This is a genomic window from Halomonas sp. 1513, from assembly GCA_001971685.1.
Lineage (GTDB): Bacteria > Pseudomonadota > Gammaproteobacteria > Pseudomonadales > Halomonadaceae > Franzmannia.
In genome coordinates this window covers 3,346,940-3,365,915 of sequence record CP019326.1, presented here as the reverse complement: position 1 = coordinate 3,365,915, position 18,976 = coordinate 3,346,940, and the positions used below count along the sequence as shown (strand labels likewise).

Annotated in this window: 16 protein-coding genes and 1 riboswitch; of the genes, 11 read left to right on the top strand and 5 right to left on the bottom strand. The window is 66.3% G+C overall.

Annotated elements, in window-relative coordinates; genetic code table 11:
- Positions 1–187: 187 nt before the first annotated feature.
- Both BWR19_15260 and BWR19_15255 read right to left on the bottom strand, forming a co-directional pair.
- Positions 188–688 carry a cysteine methyltransferase gene (locus BWR19_15260; protein APX95053.1) on the bottom strand — a complete coding sequence of 167 codons (501 nt, stop codon included), beginning with the start codon at positions 686–688 and terminating at the stop codon, positions 188–190.
- Positions 689–841: 153 nt separating this feature from the next.
- Positions 842–1,243: an NUDIX hydrolase gene (locus BWR19_15255; protein APX94188.1), complete on the bottom strand. Its 402-nt coding sequence runs from the start codon at positions 1,241–1,243 to the stop codon at positions 842–844.
- 347 nt (positions 1,244–1,590) lie between these two features.
- Between BWR19_15255 and BWR19_15250 the strand changes: the two genes are divergently transcribed.
- Positions 1,591–3,015, top strand: a complete 1,425-nt coding sequence (locus BWR19_15250) for a hypothetical protein (protein APX94187.1) — start codon at positions 1,591–1,593, stop codon at positions 3,013–3,015.
- A gap of 6 nt (positions 3,016–3,021) precedes the next feature.
- Here the strand turns inward: BWR19_15250 and BWR19_15245 are convergent, their stop codons facing one another.
- Positions 3,022–3,624: a 2-hydroxychromene-2-carboxylate isomerase gene (locus BWR19_15245; protein ID APX95052.1), complete on the bottom strand. Its 603-nt coding sequence runs from the start codon at positions 3,622–3,624 to the stop codon at positions 3,022–3,024.
- Positions 3,625–4,016: 392 nt separating this feature from the next.
- Between BWR19_15245 and BWR19_15240 the strand changes: the two genes are divergently transcribed.
- The 6 genes from BWR19_15240 (at position 4,017) to BWR19_15215 (ending at position 9,999) form a co-directional block, all read left to right on the top strand.
- On the top strand, positions 4,017–5,003 hold the full coding sequence (locus tag BWR19_15240) for a hypothetical protein (protein ID APX95051.1): 987 nt from the start codon (positions 4,017–4,019) through the stop codon (positions 5,001–5,003).
- A gap of 76 nt (positions 5,004–5,079) precedes the next feature.
- Complete coding sequence (locus tag BWR19_15235; protein ID APX94186.1) at positions 5,080–6,594, top strand: hypothetical protein; 1,515 nt, start codon at positions 5,080–5,082, stop codon at positions 6,592–6,594.
- Positions 6,591–7,076 carry a hypothetical protein gene (locus tag BWR19_15230; protein ID APX94185.1) on the top strand — a complete coding sequence of 162 codons (486 nt, stop codon included), beginning with the start codon at positions 6,591–6,593 and terminating at the stop codon, positions 7,074–7,076. Before BWR19_15235 ends, BWR19_15230 begins: the two co-directional genes overlap by 4 nt.
- Before the next feature lie 111 nt (positions 7,077–7,187).
- Positions 7,188–8,174 (top strand): C4-dicarboxylate ABC transporter substrate-binding protein, encoded by a 987-nt coding sequence (locus tag BWR19_15225; GenBank protein ID APX94184.1) that lies wholly within the window; start codon positions 7,188–7,190, stop codon positions 8,172–8,174.
- Positions 8,175–8,185: 11 nt separating this feature from the next.
- On the top strand, positions 8,186–8,737 hold the full coding sequence (locus BWR19_15220; protein APX94183.1) for a C4-dicarboxylate ABC transporter permease: 552 nt from the start codon (positions 8,186–8,188) through the stop codon (positions 8,735–8,737).
- Positions 8,734–9,999, top strand: a complete 1,266-nt coding sequence (locus BWR19_15215) for a C4-dicarboxylate ABC transporter permease (GenBank protein APX94182.1) — start codon at positions 8,734–8,736, stop codon at positions 9,997–9,999. Before BWR19_15220 ends, BWR19_15215 begins: the two co-directional genes overlap by 4 nt.
- A gap of 266 nt (positions 10,000–10,265) precedes the next feature.
- Here the strand turns inward: BWR19_15215 and BWR19_15210 are convergent, their stop codons facing one another.
- On the bottom strand, positions 10,266–11,957 hold the full coding sequence (locus tag BWR19_15210; GenBank protein APX94181.1) for a sodium:proline symporter: 1,692 nt from the start codon (positions 11,955–11,957) through the stop codon (positions 10,266–10,268).
- A 640-nt stretch (positions 11,958–12,597) separates the two neighbouring features.
- Between BWR19_15210 and BWR19_15205 the strand changes: the two genes are divergently transcribed.
- Positions 12,598–14,085: a hypothetical protein gene (locus BWR19_15205; GenBank protein ID APX94180.1), complete on the top strand. Its 1,488-nt coding sequence runs from the start codon at positions 12,598–12,600 to the stop codon at positions 14,083–14,085.
- Here the strand turns inward: BWR19_15205 and BWR19_15200 are convergent.
- A complete protein-coding gene (locus BWR19_15200; GenBank protein ID APX94179.1) occupies positions 14,082–14,783 on the bottom strand; it encodes a hypothetical protein in 702 nt (233 codons plus the stop codon). The genes BWR19_15205 and BWR19_15200 overlap by 4 nt on opposite strands.
- A 200-nt stretch (positions 14,784–14,983) precedes the next feature.
- A riboswitch (TPP riboswitch) is annotated at positions 14,984–15,094 on the top strand.
- Here BWR19_15200 and BWR19_15195 point away from each other — a divergent pair.
- The 3 genes from BWR19_15195 (at position 15,084) to BWR19_15185 (ending at position 18,947) form a co-directional block, all read left to right on the top strand.
- On the top strand, positions 15,084–16,484 hold the full coding sequence (locus BWR19_15195; protein APX94178.1) for a sodium:solute symporter: 1,401 nt from the start codon (positions 15,084–15,086) through the stop codon (positions 16,482–16,484). It overlaps the preceding riboswitch by 11 nt.
- Positions 16,481–17,173: a hypothetical protein gene (locus BWR19_15190; protein APX94177.1), complete on the top strand. Its 693-nt coding sequence runs from the start codon at positions 16,481–16,483 to the stop codon at positions 17,171–17,173. Before BWR19_15195 ends, BWR19_15190 begins: the two co-directional genes overlap by 4 nt.
- A gap of 85 nt (positions 17,174–17,258) precedes the next feature.
- On the top strand, positions 17,259–18,947 hold the full coding sequence (locus BWR19_15185) for a dihydroxy-acid dehydratase (GenBank protein APX94176.1): 1,689 nt from the start codon (positions 17,259–17,261) through the stop codon (positions 18,945–18,947).
- The last annotated feature ends 29 nt before the right edge of the window (positions 18,948–18,976 follow it).

Genomic DNA, 18,976 nt, shown 5'->3' with positions numbered 1-18,976 from the left:
CGTTACGTGGTATTGCCGTGTCGCTTGATCCAAAATCTGCGACATGTCGGCCGTTAAAACCGCTTGTCACTACCATGTACGGCCCGTAGAGAGGCGTGGATGCACTTTCCCTGTGTTTTATTCACGAGGCTGACGTTGGTTGATCGCGCGAACGACCGCAGGCGACTTCCACATCGGCAGCGATTGGCTACATCAGGCCGAGCGGCACCTCTCCTGCCTCGTGGGCCAGCAGCCACTGCTTGCGGCCAATGCCGCCAGCGTAGCCGGTCAGCCGCCCATCGCTGCCGATCACCCGGTGGCAGGGCACCACGATGGCCATCGGGTTCTTGCCGTTGGCCGCGCCCACGGCGCGCTGGCCGCCCTTGCAGCGCAGCTGTTCGGCGATCTCGGCGTAGCAGCGGGTTTCGCCAAAGGGGATGGTGGCCAGCGCCTCCCATACGCGACGCTGGAAGTCGGTGCCCCGCGGCGCCAGTGGCAGGTCGAAGTGCCGGCGGGTACCGGCGAAATACTCTTCGAGCTGCGCCTTGGCCAGCGCTGTTAGAGTGCTTGGCTGGGGAGCAGCGTCTTGGTTGGCAATGAACGCCACCTCGGTGAGCCCCTCGTCACTGGCGCGGAGTCGAATCAGTCCCAGGGCATCGGCACAAGGGGGGCGGTAGTAATCTACCGTCGAGCCAAGCGTCAGGGACATATCGGCAGGTGACATAGGCATCCTTTTCATAACACGGGCACGCTCTCATGGTGCCATTAATAGTGGCGTTCCTCTTACGATAGCGCACCGAAGTTTCCAGCATTTGGTTAAGCCGCTTTATCCGAGGTTGTCGCGTTATGCAGCCGTATCGGTCTAGAGGCAGGGAGCCAGCCCTGCAGCGCGCAGGTGATCGAGCAGTTCTGCGACCAGCGGCAGGCTGCCTAATTGGCTGGCAGGCACCCAGCGTACCTCGGCGGCGTCGTCGCCGGCTTGCAGGTCACCGCCAATGGGGGTGGCGGCAAAATCGTGCAGTTCGTAGACGATGTCATCGTCCCAGGCCAGCTGTGTCGACCAGAGCCGCTGGCCAACCTCGACCTGAAGGCCCGTCTCCTCGAACGCCTCGCGGGCGGCGGCGGCAGGCAAGCTTTCCCCAGGCTCGACCTTTCCGCCAGGTACGGACCATAAGCCTGCTTCGGGCGGGTTAAGGCGCTTCACCATCAGGATGGCGCCATCCTCGCGCTGAATGACCGCGCAAGCCGCTTGTATCGTTTTCATCGTCCTACTCTCTATCTTTGCGCGTGCCATCTGTACTGGATCGAGGCTATGACAGCGTCTGCTATATATTGGCCGGTCACGCGGAGCTTGTCGTGCTCCTGGCACAGCCGCGTCTGGCAATCGGCGGATCGGTCCGGCATTCCTTTTCGCCGCCCGAGGTTATTTCGCCATGAGCGACTATCCTACTGGGTAGGCCTCACTCTGCAGTGAGGCTACCTGGAGCTGCCCCCGCCCTGCCCGGAGGGGCTATATCTCCCGCTCCCCCCCCCCCCCTTCTTGATGATGCAGGATCGCATCTCCGTGCCGCCCCGGTTAGCGAGCAGCACGGCCACAAAGGAACTGACACCATGATAAAGCGTGCTTCCGCGGCCCCGGGCCGTGCTCAGGAACTGTGGCGCCAGTCCGCCACGACATTGGCAGCGCTCATCAGAGCCGGAGATGTATCGAGCCGTGAGGTGATCGATGCGCATCTGGTGAGGATCGAGGCGGTCAATCCGCTGCTCAATGCCGTCACGGTGATGCTGCAAACCTCATCGCGCGAGGCGGCAGACGCGGCAGATGCGTTTCGCAAGAAACACGGCAAACGCCATCTGCCGGCGCTGCACGGGGTGCCAATTACCGTGAAGGAAAACATCGACTGCGTCGGCACCCCGACCACCTTCGGCCTGGCGGCGAACGCCGACGCGCTGCCTGAGCGGGATGCGCCGGTGATTGAGCGGATGCGCGCTGCCGGCGCGATTCCCATTGGGCGCACCAACATGCCTGAAATGGGCCTGCGTATCTCGACCAGCAACCCGTTCAGAGGGCTGACGCGCAATCCGTGGAACGCGCAGCTGACCGCGGGGGGCAGTAGCGGTGGGGAAGGCTCGGCGGTGGCGTCCGGCATGTCGCCACTCGGCATCGGCAACGACATCGGCGGGTCACTGAGAAACCCGGCGTTCTGCTGCGGCGTGGCGGCACTCAAGCCGACCCAGGGGCGCGTGCCATTCGGCAGTGCCGGCGACGGCTTCCTGAGTGCCCAGGCGATGCTGACCGATGGCCCGATCGCGCGCAGCGTAAGCGACCTCAAGCTGGTGCTGAAGCAGATTCACGGCCAGCATGTGCGCGACCCCCGCTCGGTGACGGTGGCACTGAATAGCCCGCGGGCGGTGCGGCGCGTCGCCATGGTGACCTCGCTGCCCGGTTGTCGCGTTGACCCGGCCATTGTCGCCAGCGTGCAGGCGGCGGGCAGGGCGCTTGCCGCGGCCGGCTACGAGGTGGAGGAGGCGATGCCGCCGGAGATCGAGCGGATCAACCACCTCTGGACGCAGTTCCAGATGTCCGACCTGAGCCTTACCGCCGAGACGATACGCCCCACGATTAGCGCCGAGGCCGCCATGCTGATGGATGCCCTGATCACCAAGATCGATCCGGCGGTAACGCATGCCGCGCTGCATCAGGAGCGTTCACGCATCGGTCGAGCCTGGCTGGCATTCCTTGCGCACTATCCGATCATTCTCGGCCCCGTGTGGCCCTCGCTACCCTTCGAGCACGATGCCGACGTGGCATCACCCGCCGGCGCCGACCTGATGCTGAGCATGCAGTGGTTCGTGACCCCCGGCAATCTGCTCGGCATCCCCGCTGCCGTGGTGCCGACCCGGCCGATCGACACTGCCCCCATGGCCATCCAGCTCTACGCCGACCGCTTTCGCGATGATCTGGTGCTGGAGGCAGCCGAGGTCATCGAGTCCGCGTTTGGTCCCTGCACACCGGTAGATCCGTTCGTGGCCTAGCTCGGCTCACAGCTCGCCGGCCAGTTTCTTCTCCACCAGCTCGAGGCGGTCCTGGCCCCAGAAGGGCTCGCCGTCCACGTCGTACCAGGGCGCGCCGAAGCAGCCGGCGGCGATCGCCTCCTCGCAGGCGTCGTCGAGGCGCTGCTGCCCCTGCGCCGATTCCGACGCCTCCAGCAGTGCCTTGCCGTCCAGGCCGAAGGCGGCGGCGAGCTCGCTCAGGGTGGCGAGATCGGCGACGTCGCGCTCCTCGTGCCAGCAGGCGCGCAGTATGGCCAGCGACAGCTGGGCGATATCGTGCCCGTGTGCCTTGGCGGCCAGTACCAGGCGTGCCGCCGGGCGATCATCAGTGGGGAAGTGCTTGGGCGTCACGTTGAGCGGCACGCCGCGCAGCTGTGGCCAGCGTTTCAGCTCCGCCATGCGATAGGCCTGGCGCTCTGGAGCCCGTTTGGGCAGGGGCAAACCGCCGGTTCGCGGAAAGACGGCACTCAGGGTGATCGGCACGTAGTCGATGGTCGCGTCGTATCGCGAGGCGATCTCGCCGATCTTGGCGTGGCCAAGGTAGGACCAGGGAGAGACCTGGCTGAAGTAGTAGGTGATGTGCTGGGGCATGGTGAATCCCTGTGCTTCGCCCGCCGACATCGGCGGGCGCCGGATTCATTGTAGCTGCTGGCGGTATAGGCCATTGCCTAATGTTGTGCCAGCCGGTTTTTTATTTAGTCCGCTATTTAATTTTTAGGTTATCGCCGGGTTATTGACAAAGATTTCCGGGGAATCGGCAAGTGCCATTCGACTTGGCCAATTAGGCTCATAAGAGGAGCAGAAAGCCATTGGCGATACGCTTAATGAGCATACCTTTAGCAGGCAAATATAATCACCGAAGACTCGCTGAACGGCTCGTCGAAGGTCCGCTAAGGGCTCCTGGAAAGGAAGGGTTGCTGTCGTGAAAGACAGTTATTATCTCCTTATGTAACAAGAACATGAAGAGTATTGAGGAATTGATGATGACGCCTAAAATGTCGAAAATCAGCGTGGCGATCAGCGCCGCCATGATCTCCACTGCCATGATGGCTACCTCTGCTGCTGCGTCAGATGCAGAGTCACTGCTGGGAAGCGATCCAATTCGTATTGTGATGCCCTATGGTGCAGGGGGGAGTACCGACATTACCGCGCGTATTATTGCCGCCAACGCCGCGGAATATTGCGGCACGCGTATCGATGTCGTCAGCATGCCGGGGGCCGGCGGCATGGAGGGGCTGCAGTTCGTTGCCGATGCTGAACCCAACGGTCACACCATCCTGATGGCGGACTACTCCGCGACCATTACCCAGACCCTTACCGAAGACACCGACTGGGAGGTGGAGGACTGGGCGCCGATCGTTCACCTCACCGACTGGAAGCCCACCGTCTACGTCAAGGCCGACCACCCCATCCAGAGCATCGAGGACTGGATCGAACTGGCCGAAGCGGAGCCCAACACGCTGATCTTCGGCCACGCCGACCCGCTGAGCCTGGTGCACCTGCCGCTGGTGCTGCTGGAGATGGAAACCGGCATCCAGAACGTGCACCTGCCGACCACCGGGGGCGGCGAGACCCGTACCATGATCCTCGGCGGCCACGCCCACCTGGGCATGACGCTGCCGCCGTCGATCGTCTCCAACGTGGAAGAGGGCGAAGTCACCGCCATCGGCGTATTTGCCGACGAGCGCTCCGACGTGCTGCCTGACGTGCCGACCTTCCAGGAAGCCGGCTATGACGTCTCCTTCGAGGCGCCGCTGCTGGTCTACACCTTCTCCTCGGTCTCCGACGAGATTCAGCAGGCTCTCGCCGACTGCATCATGCAGGGCCTCGAGACCGAGACCGCGCAAACCATGTCCAACCAGGCCTCCGCCGGGCTGAACAACGTTCAGGGCCGCGAGAGCGCACAGCAGATCTACCGCGAGACCACCGAGCGGGTAAAGGAAGTGCTTGCCGCCATCGAGCAAGACTGACGCCGGGCGCCGAGGAAGCCGGCCCTGCCGGCTTCCTCTGTGTGCGTGATCCTTTCTGCCTCCTCGGAGAGCACCGATGCTTGATCTTGTCATTGAGGCCAGTGCGCTGGCCTTTCATCCTTATGTGTTGATGTATGTGATGCTGGGAGTGCTGCTGGGCATCACCCTCGGCGCCATTCCTGGCCTGTCGGGGGATATGGCCATCGCCCTGCTGCTGCCGTTCGTGTTTTTCCTGGAGCCGGCCATGGCCATGGGCCTGCTGGTGGGGATCTACAAGGGCGGGCTGTTCGGTGGCTCGATCGCCGCCATATCGTTCGGCGTGCCGGGTACCCCGGGAGCGGCGGCCACCAGCATCGACGGCTACCAGGCCAAGCTCAAGGGCAAGCCGAGCAAGGCGCTGCATACCGCGCTCTACTCCTCGGTGATCGGCGACACCACCAGTGACCTGGTGCTGATCTTCATCGCCGTGCCGCTGGCCGCGGTGGCGCTGAGCTTCGGGCCCATCGAATTCTTCGCCCTCTACGCCTTCTCGCTGATGCTGATCGCCGCCCTCAGCCAGGGCATGGTGGCCAAGGGGCTCGCCGTGGCGGCCATCGGCATCCTGCTGGCGATGATCGGGCGCGATCCGATCACCGGCTCGGCGCGGCTGACCTTCGGCATGCCGGGCCTGTCGGGAGGCTTGAGCCTGATCCCGGTACTGATCGGGATCTTTGCGATCTCCGAAGTGGTGGTGCAGGGCGCCAAGCTGTGGCGGCGCAAGGTCGACAAGTTGATGGACGACGTGGCCGAGCAGGCCAGCCTGCTGCAGGGCTACGATATCCGCAAGGATCAGCTGTCCTGGGTGGAGTTCAAGTCGACCCTCAAGGCCACCTATATCGGCGCGGCGGTAGGCACCTTCATCGGGGCGCTGCCCGGCGCCGGGCAGTCGCTGGCGGCCTTCATGAGCTACGGCCTGGCGCAGCGCTTCTCACGCAAGCCGGAGGAGTTCGGCAAGGGTTCGCTGGAGGGGATCGCCAGCGCCGAGTCGGGCAACAGTGCCACCGCCGGCTCGACCTTCATTCCGCTGTTCGCCTTCGGCATCCCCGGCAGTGCCACCGCGGCGCTGTTCGGGGCGGCCTTCATTCTGATGGGCATGACCCCCGGGCCGAGCCTGCTCAACGACAATACCGAGATCATCTACGCGCTGTTCTTCACGCTGATCTTCGCCAACCTGGTGAACCTGGTGCTGGGCAAGGTGCTGCTGCCCTACTATTCGCGGATCGCCATGATCCAGCCGGGCTACCTGATACCCGCCGTGTTCATCCTGGCCATCGTCGGCACCTACGCCGCCAACAACTCGGTGGTGGACGTCTGGGTGCTGCTGTTCGCCGGGGTGCTGGGGGTCACGCTGCGCCTGCTCAAGTTCCCGCTGGCGCCGCTGGTGCTGGGCTTCATCATCGGCCCGGGGGCCGAGCGTGCCCTGCGGCAGTCGATGATCATGGGCGGCGGTGACTGGTGGGTGCTGGTCAGCAGCCCGATTGCCATCGGCTTCTATGTGGCGGCGGTGGTGCTGATCCTGCTATTCACCTTTGCGCTGAGGGCCAAGAAATGAACCGCACCATGGTGAGAGAGTTGCTGTCGGTGGCCCTGATGCTATCGCTCGGGGTGGCCGGCCTGCTGCACATCGAGTACGGCAACTGGCGGGTGGCGCCGCTGGTGCCGTCCTACATCATGCCGCAGACGGCCTACTACTTCCTGATCGCCTCCGGGGTCTGGGTGCTGGCCATGCTGGGCCTGGAGGCCAGGCGGCGCCGTCAGGGGCAGGGGGCCGAGGAGGGGCCGGCGCAGGATCTGGTGGCCATCGGCCTGGCCTCGGGGCTGATGCTGGGCGGCGCCGTGGTCTATTTCTGGATGGTGCTCAACCTGGGCTTGATCGTCTCGACCTACCTCTACAATGCCGTGCTGATCGCCGTGCTGGCCCCCGGGGCGCGGATCAAGAGCATTCTGCTGGTCCCGGTGCTGGTGGCGGCGGCGGTATGGCTGCTGTTCATCCAGATGATCGGCATCACTCTGCCCCCCTCGCTGCTGTTCTGAGCGAGCGCGGCACCTGTCGGCCGGCGCTTGGCGCAGCGGATGGGTGCCATCAACGCAGGCGCTGAGGTAACCTTGTCGGGCTCTTACTATTCCGATAATGACGAGGCTCTCATGCGCCCCCTCAAGACGCTGACACTGGCCGTTGCGGCCACCACCTTCGCCGCTGCTTCGCTCTCCGCCCAGGCGCGGGATTTTCGGCTCGGGCTGATCACGCCGCCCCAGCACATGTGGTCCCAGGAGGCCGAGGCCTTCGCCGAGACTCTCGCCGAGCGCTCCGACGGCGAGCACAGCGTCAGCGTCTACCCGGCCCAGCAGCTGGGTAACGAGGCGCAGATGGTGCAGCAGCTGCAGACCGGCGCGCTGGACATGGCCTTTCTGACCATCGCCGAGATCTCCAACCGGGTGCCGGACTTCGGTGCGCTCTACGCGCCCTATCTGGTGGATGACGTCGATCACGCTGCGCGACTGCTGCAGTCGGATGCCGCCAATGCGCTGCTCGACCAGCTGCCCAGCGGTGTCGGCCTGGTCGGCATGGGCTACGGCATGGTGGGTATGCGCCAGGTCCTCTCGCGTTCGCCCATCGAGAGCGTCGACGACATGCGCGGCCAGCGCCTGCGCATCACCCCGTTCGAGCCGATTCGCGACTTCTATACCGCCACCGGCGCGGCACCGGCGCCGCTGCCGCTGCTCGAGGTCTACGATGCGCTGGCCAACGGTCAGGTCGATGCCATCGACATGGACTTCGATTCGATCCTGATCCTCAAGTTTTACGAGCAGGCGGATAACCTGCTGATCTCCAACCATATGATGTTCCCCATGGTGGGCGTGGTCTCGGGCCGGGTATGGAACGAGCTGGACGAGGGCGATCAGGAAATGATCCGCACCGCCATGGCCGAGCACCTCGACAACGTGATCACCGGCTTCCAGCAGCAGGACGCCGAGCAGGAGCAGGAGATCCGCGGCCTCGACCTCAATATCGTTGAGGCCGACGCCGAGTTCTTCAGCGACGCCATCGCCGAGTGGGAGGGCATCTGGGCCGACAAGGCACCGTCCCTCGAGGCGCTGCGCGAGGAAGCCGACCGCCTGCGCGAGGAGTGAGCGTACGCGCCATGCTGTCACGCCTCTCCCTGGGGTTGGCCAGGCTCGAAGAGATCGCCGCGGCGGCGCTGGCCGCCTCGGTGACCCTGCTGATCCTGGTCAACATCGTCTTTCGCGCGGCGGGCAGTCCGCTGTACTGGATCAGCGAGCTGGCCATCTACGCGATGATCTGGATGACCTTCCTGATCGCCTCGGCGGTGCTCAAGCGCCGCCAGGGCATCGCCGTGACGCTGCTCAGCGATGCGCTGCCGGGTCGCCCGCGGCGCTGGCTGTCGCTGTTCGTCGACCTCACGGTGCTGATCTTCGCGCTGCTGATGCTGTGGCTGTGCTGGCGCTGGTACCAGCCGCTGGCGCTATGGCGGGCCGGTTTCGATATCCAGGCCTTTCAGGGCCAGACCTTCAACTTCATCTACGCCGAGAACACCTCGACCCTGGGCATCAGGAAGTTCTGGGTATGGTTGATCATGCCGCTGTTCGCCGTCTCGCTGACCCTACACGCTGTGACCAACCTGTGGCAGGCGCTGCGTGAACTGGGCGCCACCACCGAGGAGGCGCGCCCATGACTCTGGCGGTGTTCGCGGTTCTGCTGCTGGCGGCGGTGCCCATCGCCCTGGTGCTGGCGCTCACCGCCGCCTGGTATATCGCCGATTCGGGCAATACGGTGCTGTTCGAGTCCTACCCGCAGCAGCTGTTCGGTGCCATCGAGAGCTACGGGCTGCTGGCGATCCCGCTGTTCATGCTGGCCGGCGAGTTGATGAACGAGGGCGGCGTGACCCGCCGTCTGATCGACCTGGCGCGGCTGCTGGTGGGCGGCTTCCGCGGCGGCCTGGCCTATATCAACCTGGTCGCCAACATGATGATGGCGGCGATCATCGGCTCGGCGGCGTCGCAGATCGCGATCATGTCGCGGGCCATGGTGCCGGCCATGGAGCGCGAGGGTTACGACACGCCCTATAGCGCGGCGATCACCGCTGCCGGTGGCCTGCTGTCGCCGATCATCCCGCCGTCGATGCTGTTCGTGCTGTTCGGGGTGATCGCCCAGGTGCCGATCGCCGAGATGTTCATCGCCGGTATCCTGCCCGGGCTGCTGCTGGGGTTCGGCTTCTTCCTGGCGATTGCCGTGGTCGGGCTGCGTCAGCAGTACCCCAAGGGTAACTGGCCGACCCGCGCCGAGGCGCGCCGGGCGCTGATCATGGGCGTGCCGGCGCTGTCGATCCCGCTGATCATCATCGGCGGGATAATGCTCGGCCTGGCCACGCCCACCGAGTCGGCGGCGCTGGCCTCGCTGGCCGCGCTGCTGCTGGGGCGCTTGCTGTATGGCGAGCTGACCCTCGGCCAGCTGCCGCGGGTGCTGACCCGCACCGCGGTCAACGCCGGGCTGGTGATCATGCTGATCGCCGCCGCCGGGGTGTTCGGCTGGGTGGTGACCTACGAGCGCCTGCCGCAGATGGCCGCCGCGGCGATCTCGGCGCTGACCACCGACCCCTTCCTGTTCCTGCTGCTGGTGATCGGCTCGCTGCTGCTGGTGGGCATGATCATCGACGGCATCGCCGCGCTGATCCTGGTGGTGCCGATCCTGCTGCCGATCGCCACCCAGCAGTTCGGCATCAGCCCCTATCAGTTCGGCGTGGTGGTGTGCCTGACGCTGGTGCTCGGGCTGCTTACGCCGCCGGTGGGGGCGGGGCTGTTCATCGCCTCGTCGATGACCGGCGCTTCGCCGCTGCGCATCTTCCGCGCGCTGATTCCGTTCCTGCTCGCCACCCTGGCGACCCTGGTGCTGCTGGCCTGGCAGCCGTGGCTGACCACCGGGTTGATCGGGCGCTGAGGCGTCATACCTGAATCTCCTCCCCAGAAACGCAACGGGCCCTGATATCAGGGCCCGTTGCGGTCATGCAGCGCGGTTCACACCAGCTCGCGCTGCTCCTCCTTCGCCTTGCGGCGGTCGCGGAGCACCGCGCGGCAGATCACCACCAGCACCCCCAGGGTGATGGCAGGCCAGATCAGCACGTAGAAACCATAGAGTGCGGTCATGTTGGATTCTCCATTATGGCGATGCCGGCCGGCGGCATCGCGTTGAGCTCAAGGGAATGATCAGTGCTGGACGGCCGGACCGGCCGGTGCGGCACCGCCCGGCTGCACGCTGGGCTGTTGAGAGTCGTAGTCGCCGACCCGCTCGCCGATGGTGGCGAAGTCGAAGTCTTCCTGACGGCTCAGCAGGCTCATCACCACGCAGACCACGGTGCTGGCGCCGTAGGCGGTCAGCGAGGCCAGCAGTACGGTGTAGTCGCGCAGGAAGTCGGTGGCGAACACCAGCATCGCCAGCAGCGCCAGGGCCGCGGCGATGAACCCGGCGATGCGGCCCAGGAAGCCGAACACCATCAGGCCGATGATCACGCCGCCACCGATGCTGGCCAGGACCTCGAAGAACAGGCCGCTGGCACCGCTCATGGGCAGCAGCTCGAAGCGCGCCAGGCAGAACAGCACCATGGCCACCAGCACCGAGGTGGTGAAGGCCTGGTTGGTGACCCGATTCCAGAAACAGCTGGCGATGACCGGGAAGACGATGGCCCCCCACAGCGCGCCGACGAACACCAGCATCACCAGGATATCCAGCGAGAAGCTGGCAAACACGATGCCCACCGCGGTGGCGACGATCATGGTCACACGGCCCACCAGCAGCATGCGCTTGGGGTCGGCCTTGCCGCGGGCGATGTTCTTGCCGTAGACGTCGGCCATCATGATCGCCGACAGCGCCGAGAGATCGGAGTCGGCGGTAGACGAGAGCGAGCCGATCACCAGGATGAAGAACAGCGCAATGAACAGCGGCGGCAGGTAGCCGGAGACCATCTGTGGTATCAGGTTGTTCATGTCGCCGCCCATCGGCTCGACGCCCAGGGTCAGCGCCATCAGGCCGATCATGCCCAGCCCGATGACGATGGCACCGTAGCCGATGGTCGCGGTGATGAAGGTCGGTTTGATATGGCTCTCGTTGACCGCGAACAGGCGCTGGGAAATCGTCTGGTTACCGATGGCATAGGCCAGCACGGCGACGAAGAAGGGCGCGCCCTGGTAGAGGATGGCATCCATCGAGAACAGGTTGGCCTGCTCGACCGTCAGGTTGTCCAGGCCTGCCACCAGTTCGCTGGGGCCGCCCATGGCGAAGAACACCGCGGGAATGATCACGATGGCAATCGCCATCAGCGCCACCAGCTGCGCGAAGTCGGTCATCACCGAGGCGCGGAACCCCGACCAAAGGGTATAGAGCAGCACGCCGAAGCCGGCAATGATCACCCCGGCCTGGAACGACAGCGGCGAGAGCACCGAGACCAGGGCGCCGGCGGCGGTGAAGTTGACCATCAGGCTGATCACGCTGCCCAGCACGTTGGAGAGCGCCAGGATCAGCTGGCTGGAGGAGCCGTGGCGGGCGTGGATCAGCTCGCCCAGGGTGTGGGCATTGGGGGCGAGCTTGCGAAAGCGCCGGCCGAAGGGGTAGATGAACAGGATCATCAGTGCCCCCCACAGGCCATAGTGGATAGGCCCGGAGACGCCGTAGGTATAGCCGGAGGTGGCGGCGGCGTAGAAGGAGGCGGCCCAGATCCAGGTGGCGGTCATGCTGGCAGCGCCCATGCCGAAGCCCACGCGATGGTTGGAGACCATGAAGGCGTCGGCGTCCTCGTTCTTCTTGCGGATGCCGAGCGTCATCAGGTAGGTGCCGCCGTAGAAGGCGAGCAGCAGCAAGATGACGGTCAGAGTCGAAAATTGATAGAGCGATTCGCTGTTCAAGGGGCAGTCCCTCTGAGGGTGGAACGGATACGTCCAGGGCATGACGATCGGGTCGACATACCGGGCGCGATGGCGGTGGTGGTGCGGGGTGCTCAGGCTCGAAGTCGGCCTGTGGTTGACCGACGCGCAGACACGAACGTGCTGGCGCCAAGCGTGGCGCAGCAATCACTGCTATCGATCGGGCACGGCAAGACGATGCCGTGGGTCAGGCATTACCCCGCAGAGGGGCGGTCAGGCGGCGGGCGGCGCGGCATGCACCGGCCTTCATCGGCATAGTGGCGCGACATGGGTGTCATCTCTATTGATGGCGCGGGCGACGCAGTGTCGCTAGCACCGGTGGTCCAGTCTGCAGGGAGGCAAGACCAGGGTGGCCTGGGCCGGAGGCCGGGCCGGTCAGGGATCGCTATTGTCGTGGTTAGGTTCGATCCGAGGGAGCCTCACCCTACTCACTTGAAGGCTAAAAGTCCAATCTGCCCCGATTTGGGGGGCAAATGCTTTCAGATGCGCCGAAGTTGACTATGGCGGTCGAGCGCTGATCGTCCTGGCCAAACGATCGACGCATGTCGGTCGATCATTGCATTCCTGAGCGTTATACTCAGGCTTTAGGCGCCAATACCTCTCGCCAGCGACCGGAGCCGTCATGTTTCCCGAGTTCACCCTGCGCTACGCACACTTCCCCGAACGCTTCTATGCCCGCTTCGAACCGGTGCCGGTCAAGGCGCCGCGGCTGGTGGCCTTCAATCGGCCGCTGGCCGACGCACTCGGCTTCGACCTGAGCACCTTCGACGCGGCGCAGGCCGCCGAGTGGCTGGCCGGCAATCGCGTGCCCGACGGGGCGGCACCGCTGGCCCAGGCCTACGCCGGCCACCAGTTCGGCCACTTCAACCCGCGCCTGGGCGATGGCCGGGCGGTGCTGCTCGGCGAGGTCACCGACCGCGACGGGCGGCTGCGCGATATCCAGCTCAAGGGCGCCGGCTGCACGCCGTTCTCGCGCGGCGGCGACGGTCGCGCGCCGCTGGGACCGGTGCTGCGCGAGTACCTGATCAGCGAGGCCATGCAGGTACTCGGCGTGCCCACCACCCGGGCGCTGGCGGCGGTGACCACCGGCGAGCGGGTGGTGCGCGGTGTACCGGAACCCGGCGCGGTACTGACCCGCGTGGCGTCGAGCCACCTGCGTATCGGTACCTTCCAGTACTTCGCTGCGCGTGACGACAGCGAGGCGCTGCAGCAGCTCGCGGAATACGCCATCGAGCGCCACTATCCCGCGCTTGCCGATATCGAGCCGTCGGGGGCGCGCTACCTGGCGCTGTTCGAGGCGGTGCAGGCGCGCCAGGCGGCGCTGGTGGCCAGGTGGATGGGACTTGGCTTCATTCATGGGGTGATGAACACCGACAACGCGTCCATTTCCGGCGAAACCATCGACTACGGCCCCTGCGCCTTCATGGAGCGCTATGATCCGGCCACGGTGTTCAGCTCCATCGATGAGGGGGGGCGTTACGCCTACCGCAATCAGCCGTGGATTGCCCAGTGGAACCTGGCGCGCTTCGCCGAGACCCTGCTGCCGCTGATCGATGACGACCAGCAGCGGGCGGTCGACGCGGCGAGCGAGGTGCTCAAGGCCTATCCGGCCGCGTATGAGGCAGAGTGGCTTGACGTGATGCGTGCCAAGCTAGGCCTGAGCGAGTCGGCCGCCGGCAGTGACGCGGCGGATCGTGAACTGGTCGAGGCACTGCTCGAGGCGATGCAGGCGGGCCATGCCGACTTTACCCTGACGTTCCGGCGGCTATGCGATGCCGCCGAGGGTGAGGAGCAGGCACTGGTGGCGCTGTTCGAGCGCGCCGAGCCGATCCAGGCCTGGCTTGCCGACTGGCGTCGACGCCTGGCGCGGGAAGGCGACGAGGGCAGCGAGATCGCGCAGCGCATGCGGCTGGCCAATCCGGCCTATATCCCGCGCAACCATCGCGTCGAGGCGGCGCTGGCCGCGGCCATCGACGAGGACGACTTCGCCCCCTTCGAGCGGCTGATGCAGGTGCTGGCGAGCCCCTTCGAGGAGCGTGCCGCTGACGCCGACTACGCTCAGCCGGCACCGCCTAGTGCCCGGGTCTTCCGCACCTTCTGCGGTACCTAGCCGACCAGGCCCCACCTGCGCGCCGCGGCCAGGCACTCCTCCATCAGCGCCAGCACCGGGCCCAGTTGGCTTTCATGGAGCAGCAGCAGGGTGTCGCCGCTGTCGGCGTCGGTCGGCGGGGTGACGATGGCGAACTCGCCCTCTTCGAGATGAAATTCGTGAATCTCGCGCACGCCTTCCGGTGTATCACAGCGGCTGGCACGGTAGGTGTCGTCTTCGCCATAGGTCAGCCGGTGGTAGACCTTGAAGAAGGTATACAGTGACAGGCCGTGCTCGAATACCGGCCAGTGGGCGGGATTGGCGCGTGTCTCGCTGTCGATGGCGTGACCCTGCCGCTCGGCGCGGTCGATGGCGTCAGCCAGCGGCTCGGCCAGCAGCGAACCGCTATCGCAAGGCAGCACATCGCCTTCCACGACGGCACGATGATAGCGCTCGGCCACCGCCCGGGCATCCGCCAGCGAGGCGATCCGATGCTCGCTGTATGCCAACTCCGGCGGCTCTGCGCTGCCGTTTTCCCAGCCATGGATCACCCGCAGCCTCAGTCTGCCGGCACGCAGCGGCGCTTCGAACAGCATCTTGAGCGCCACGACCAGATGCAGCTGTCGCTCCATGGTGTCATTTTCGAAGGCGCTGTAGGGGTCGGCGAACAGCGCGTGCAAGCGGCCTGGGGCGTGTTCCTTGGCTTCCTTGAAAGGCATCGGGCAGTCTCGGTGGCGGTAGTCTTGTTGTCGGTGTCGCAGCAGCAGGCGCGGCAGCGTCAGTCGTCCATTAGATTAGTATCGGCCATCAGGGGCGTCGACTTGAGCCGCGGGCGGCGACTTTGACTTCTCCCGATGGGCGGCCGATGATAATTGCCCCGGCTAGCGCCGGGTTTTCCATCGAAGGATATCCCACAATTCACTGTCGCCAGGGGAGTCCCGCCGCACCAGCGGGGGCTGAGAGGGCCATGCGCCGACCCTGGAACCTGATCCGGTTCATACCGGCGGAGGAAGTGCGACATGCCCTATCTGACGTCTGCCGTGCTCGGCGCGGCGCTGCTGTGCTTTGCCTACCTTGGCCTGCGTGCGCGCCGCGCCGACGGCCCCCTCGACGACTACGTGACCGCGCGCAACTCCCAGGGTGCCCAGACCCTGGGGCTGTCGTTCCTGGCCTCGAGCATGGGCGCCTGGATTCTCTTCGCACCGCCGGAAATCGGCGCTTTCGTCGGCCCGCTGGCGCTGGCCGGCTACGCCATTGGCTCGTCGCTGCCGTTCATCGTGCTGGGGCTGTATGGCCCGGCGATTCGCCGCCGCCTGCCGCGCGGGCGCAGCATCGGCGAGTTCGCCGAGGCGTGCTACGGGGTCGGCGTGCGGCGCTGGGTGTCGCTGGTCTCGGTGGCCTACATGGCCTGCTTCCTGGCCGCCGAGCTCACCGCCATCGGTGCGATTGCCGCGCTGCTCTCGGACGTGCCGCCGGCGCTGGTGGTGATCGGCGTGGCGCTGGTCACCCTGCTCTACACCGCGCTGGGCGGGCTGCGCGCCAGCCTCGCCACCGACCGCTGGCAGGCCTGGCTGCTGCTGGTGCTGTTGCTGCTGGTGAGCGGCGTGGCGCTGTGGCGCCTGCCGGAGATGCCGGCCGGGGCGGCCCTGCCGACGGCGCCGCTGGGCAATTCGTTGTCGGTGGCGCTGACCCTGGTGATCGCGGTCACCGCCGCCAACCTCTTCCATCAGGGCTACTGGCAGCGAGTGTGGTCGGCTCGCGACGACCGCGCCCTGGGGCAGGGCGCCTGGCTGGGTGCCGGCATCTGCGTGGTGGTAGTGATGCTGATCGGCGGCCTGGGCATGCTGGCGGCGATGAGCGGCATCGCTCTCGGTGAGCCGCCGATCCCGTTCTTCGCGCTGCTGGCCGAGGCGCCGGCCTGGCTGGCGCTGCCGGCGCTGGTGCTGGCGGTGACCCTGGTGGCATCAAGCGTCGATACCCTGCAGAACGGCATCGCCTCGCTGGTGGTGGCGGATGCCGGCAAGCCGGGGCTGTCGATTGGTGGGGCAAGACTGGCCACGGTGGCGCTGATGGTACCGGTGGTGGCGGTGGCGCTGCAGGGCTACTCGGTGCTGCGCCTGTTCCTGATCGCCGACCTGCTGTGTGCCGCCATCGTGGTGCCGGTGCTGCTGGGGCTGTGGCGGCGGATGAGCCCGCTGGCGGCGGTGGCCGGTGGCGTTGCCGGCATGCTCGGCGCCGTGGTGCCGGGCTGGATCACCTCCGGCAGCCTCAGCGCCGGCCTGCTGGCGGCGAGCTTCCCCGACAGCATTCCCACTCTGGCGCCGTTTCTCGGCGCGCTGCTGGCGTCGACCCTGGTCAGCCTGCTGATCGCCTGGCGGCGCCCTGCCTTCTCCTCTGACATGCCAAGGAGCGCATCATGAGCACCTATGAGCAGTACCGCGACTGGGCCGCCTCGCGCAGCGCCCCGCGCATCAGCGACTGGCTGCGCGAGATCAGCGAGCCCGACTGGTCGGCCACGGTGGACCACCCGCTGTTCGACGCCCTGGCCGAGGGCCGGCTGGCGGGAGACGACTTCGCCGCCTATATGGTGCAGGACTACGGCTTCGTCGACCCCTTCACGGCGCTGATCGGCCACGCCATCGGCCATGCCCCGGGCATGGACGACCGGGTGGTGCTGGGCCAGTTCATGGGCATGCTGACCAGCGACGAGAACAGCACCTTCCAGCGCACCTTCGAGACCTTCGGTGTGGCCGGCCAGGCCCCCGACTACCTGCCCGAGACCCAGGCCTTCCAGCGGCTGCTGCGCGATACGGGCCTGAGCGGCAGTTACGCCGAGCTGCTGGCGGCGCTGGTGGTGACCGAGTGGATCTATCTCGAGTGGGCGCTGCGGGTGACCCGCGTGGACGGACTGCACCCCTTGATGGGGGAGTGGATCGATCTGCACGACAACCCGGCCTTTCAGGAATTCGTCGCCTGGCTGCGCCAGCGCCTCGATGAGCAAGCGGCGCAGCTCGACGCGACCGCTTTCGCCGCCATGGCCGAGTGCTTCCGCGACACGGTGGCCAAGGAGCGCGGCTTCCACGACGCGGTCTGGGCCCGATTCGACTGATGCCAGTCTGGCCGGTTGCCAGATGCGCTCAGGGGGGCCACTCTTTATGCTCTAAAAAATGCATCGAAACCGTCAGGAGCGCCCCATGAGCGATACGCCGAATGATTCCCGCCGCCGTCACTCCGCCCCGGTAGTGGATGGCCCAGGCAAGGCGGCCAGCCGTGCCATGCTGCGCGCGGTGGGTTTCACCGACAGCGACTTTACCAAGCCTCAGGTAGGCATCGCCTCGACCTGGAGCAACCTCACGCCCTGCAACAGCCATATCGACGACCTGGCCTGGCGCGCCAGCGACGGCGCCGATGCGGCCGGCGGCAAGGGCGTGATCTTCAATACCATCACCATCTCCGACGGTATCGCCAATGGCACCGAGGGCATGAAGTATTCGCTGGTGTCGCGGGAGGTGATCGCCGACTCCATCGAGACGGTCGCGGCCTGCGAGGGCTTCGACGGCTTGGTCGCCATCGGTGGCTGCGACAAGAACATGCCGGGCTGCCTGATGGGCCTGGCGCGGCTCGACCGGCCCAGCGTGTTCGTCTACGGCGGCACCATCCTGCCCGGCGAGGGCCACACCGACATCGTTTCGGTGTTCGAGGCCATGGGCGCCCATTCGCGGGGCGATCTGGACCTCATCGAGCTCAAGCAGATCGAGGAGACGGCGATTCCCGGGCCGGGGTCCTGCGGCGGCATGTATACCGCCAACACCATGGCCTCGGCCATCGAAGCGCTGGGCATGAGCCTGCCGGGCAGCTCGGCGCAGAACGCGGTCTCGCATGCCAAGGCTGCCGACTGCGAGGCGGCTGGCGCCGCGGTGCTGGAGCTGCTGGCCCAGGACATCAAGCCCTCCGACATCATGACCCGCCAGGCCTTCGAGAATGCCATCACCGTGGTGATCGCACTGGGCGGCTCCACCAATGCGGTGCTGCACCTGATCGCCATGGCCAGCACCATCGGTGTCGAGCTGTCGCTGGAGGACTTTACCGAGATCGGCAAGCGCGTGCCGGTACTGGCCGACCTGCGCCCCAGCGGCCACTACATGATGAGCGAGCTGGTGGCGATCGGCGGTATCCAGCCGCTGATGAAGACGCTGCTGGATGCCGGCATGCTGCACGGCGACTGCCTGACGGTGACCGGCAAGACGCTGGCCGAGAACCTCGCCGAGGTGGCGCCTTATCCCGTGGAGCAGAAGATCATCGCGCCGCTCGAGGCGCCGCTCAAGGCCGAGAGCCACCTGCGCATCCTCTACGGCAACCTGGCGCCCCAGGGCGCGGTGGCCAAGATCACCGGCAAGGAGGGCACGCGCTTCTCCGGCAGTGCACGGGTGTTCGGCTCCGAGGAGGAGGCCCAGGCGCGGATCAACGACGGCAGCGTGGTGGCCGGTGACGTGGTGGTGATCCGCTACGAAGGCCCCCGCGGCGGCCCCGGCATGCGCGAGATGCTCACCCCGACCTCGGCGATCATGGGCCGCGGCCTGGGCAGCCAGGTGGCGCTGATCACCGACGGACGCTTCTCCGGCGGCAGCCACGGCTTCGTGGTCGGCCATGTCTCGCCGGAGGCCTTCGAGGGCGGCCCGCTGGCGCTGGTCGAGGACGGCGACACCATCACCATCGACGCCGAGGCCAACTCCATCGACGTCGACATCTCCGACGAGGAGCTGGCGCGGCGCCGCGGCGCCTGGCAGCAGCCGGCGCCACGCTACACCCGCGGCGTGCTGGCCAAGTATGCCAAAACGGTGAGCTCGGCCTCGCGCGGTGCGGTGACCGACCTGCTGGACTGAACGCCCGCCTGCTGGAAGGTATCATCCGA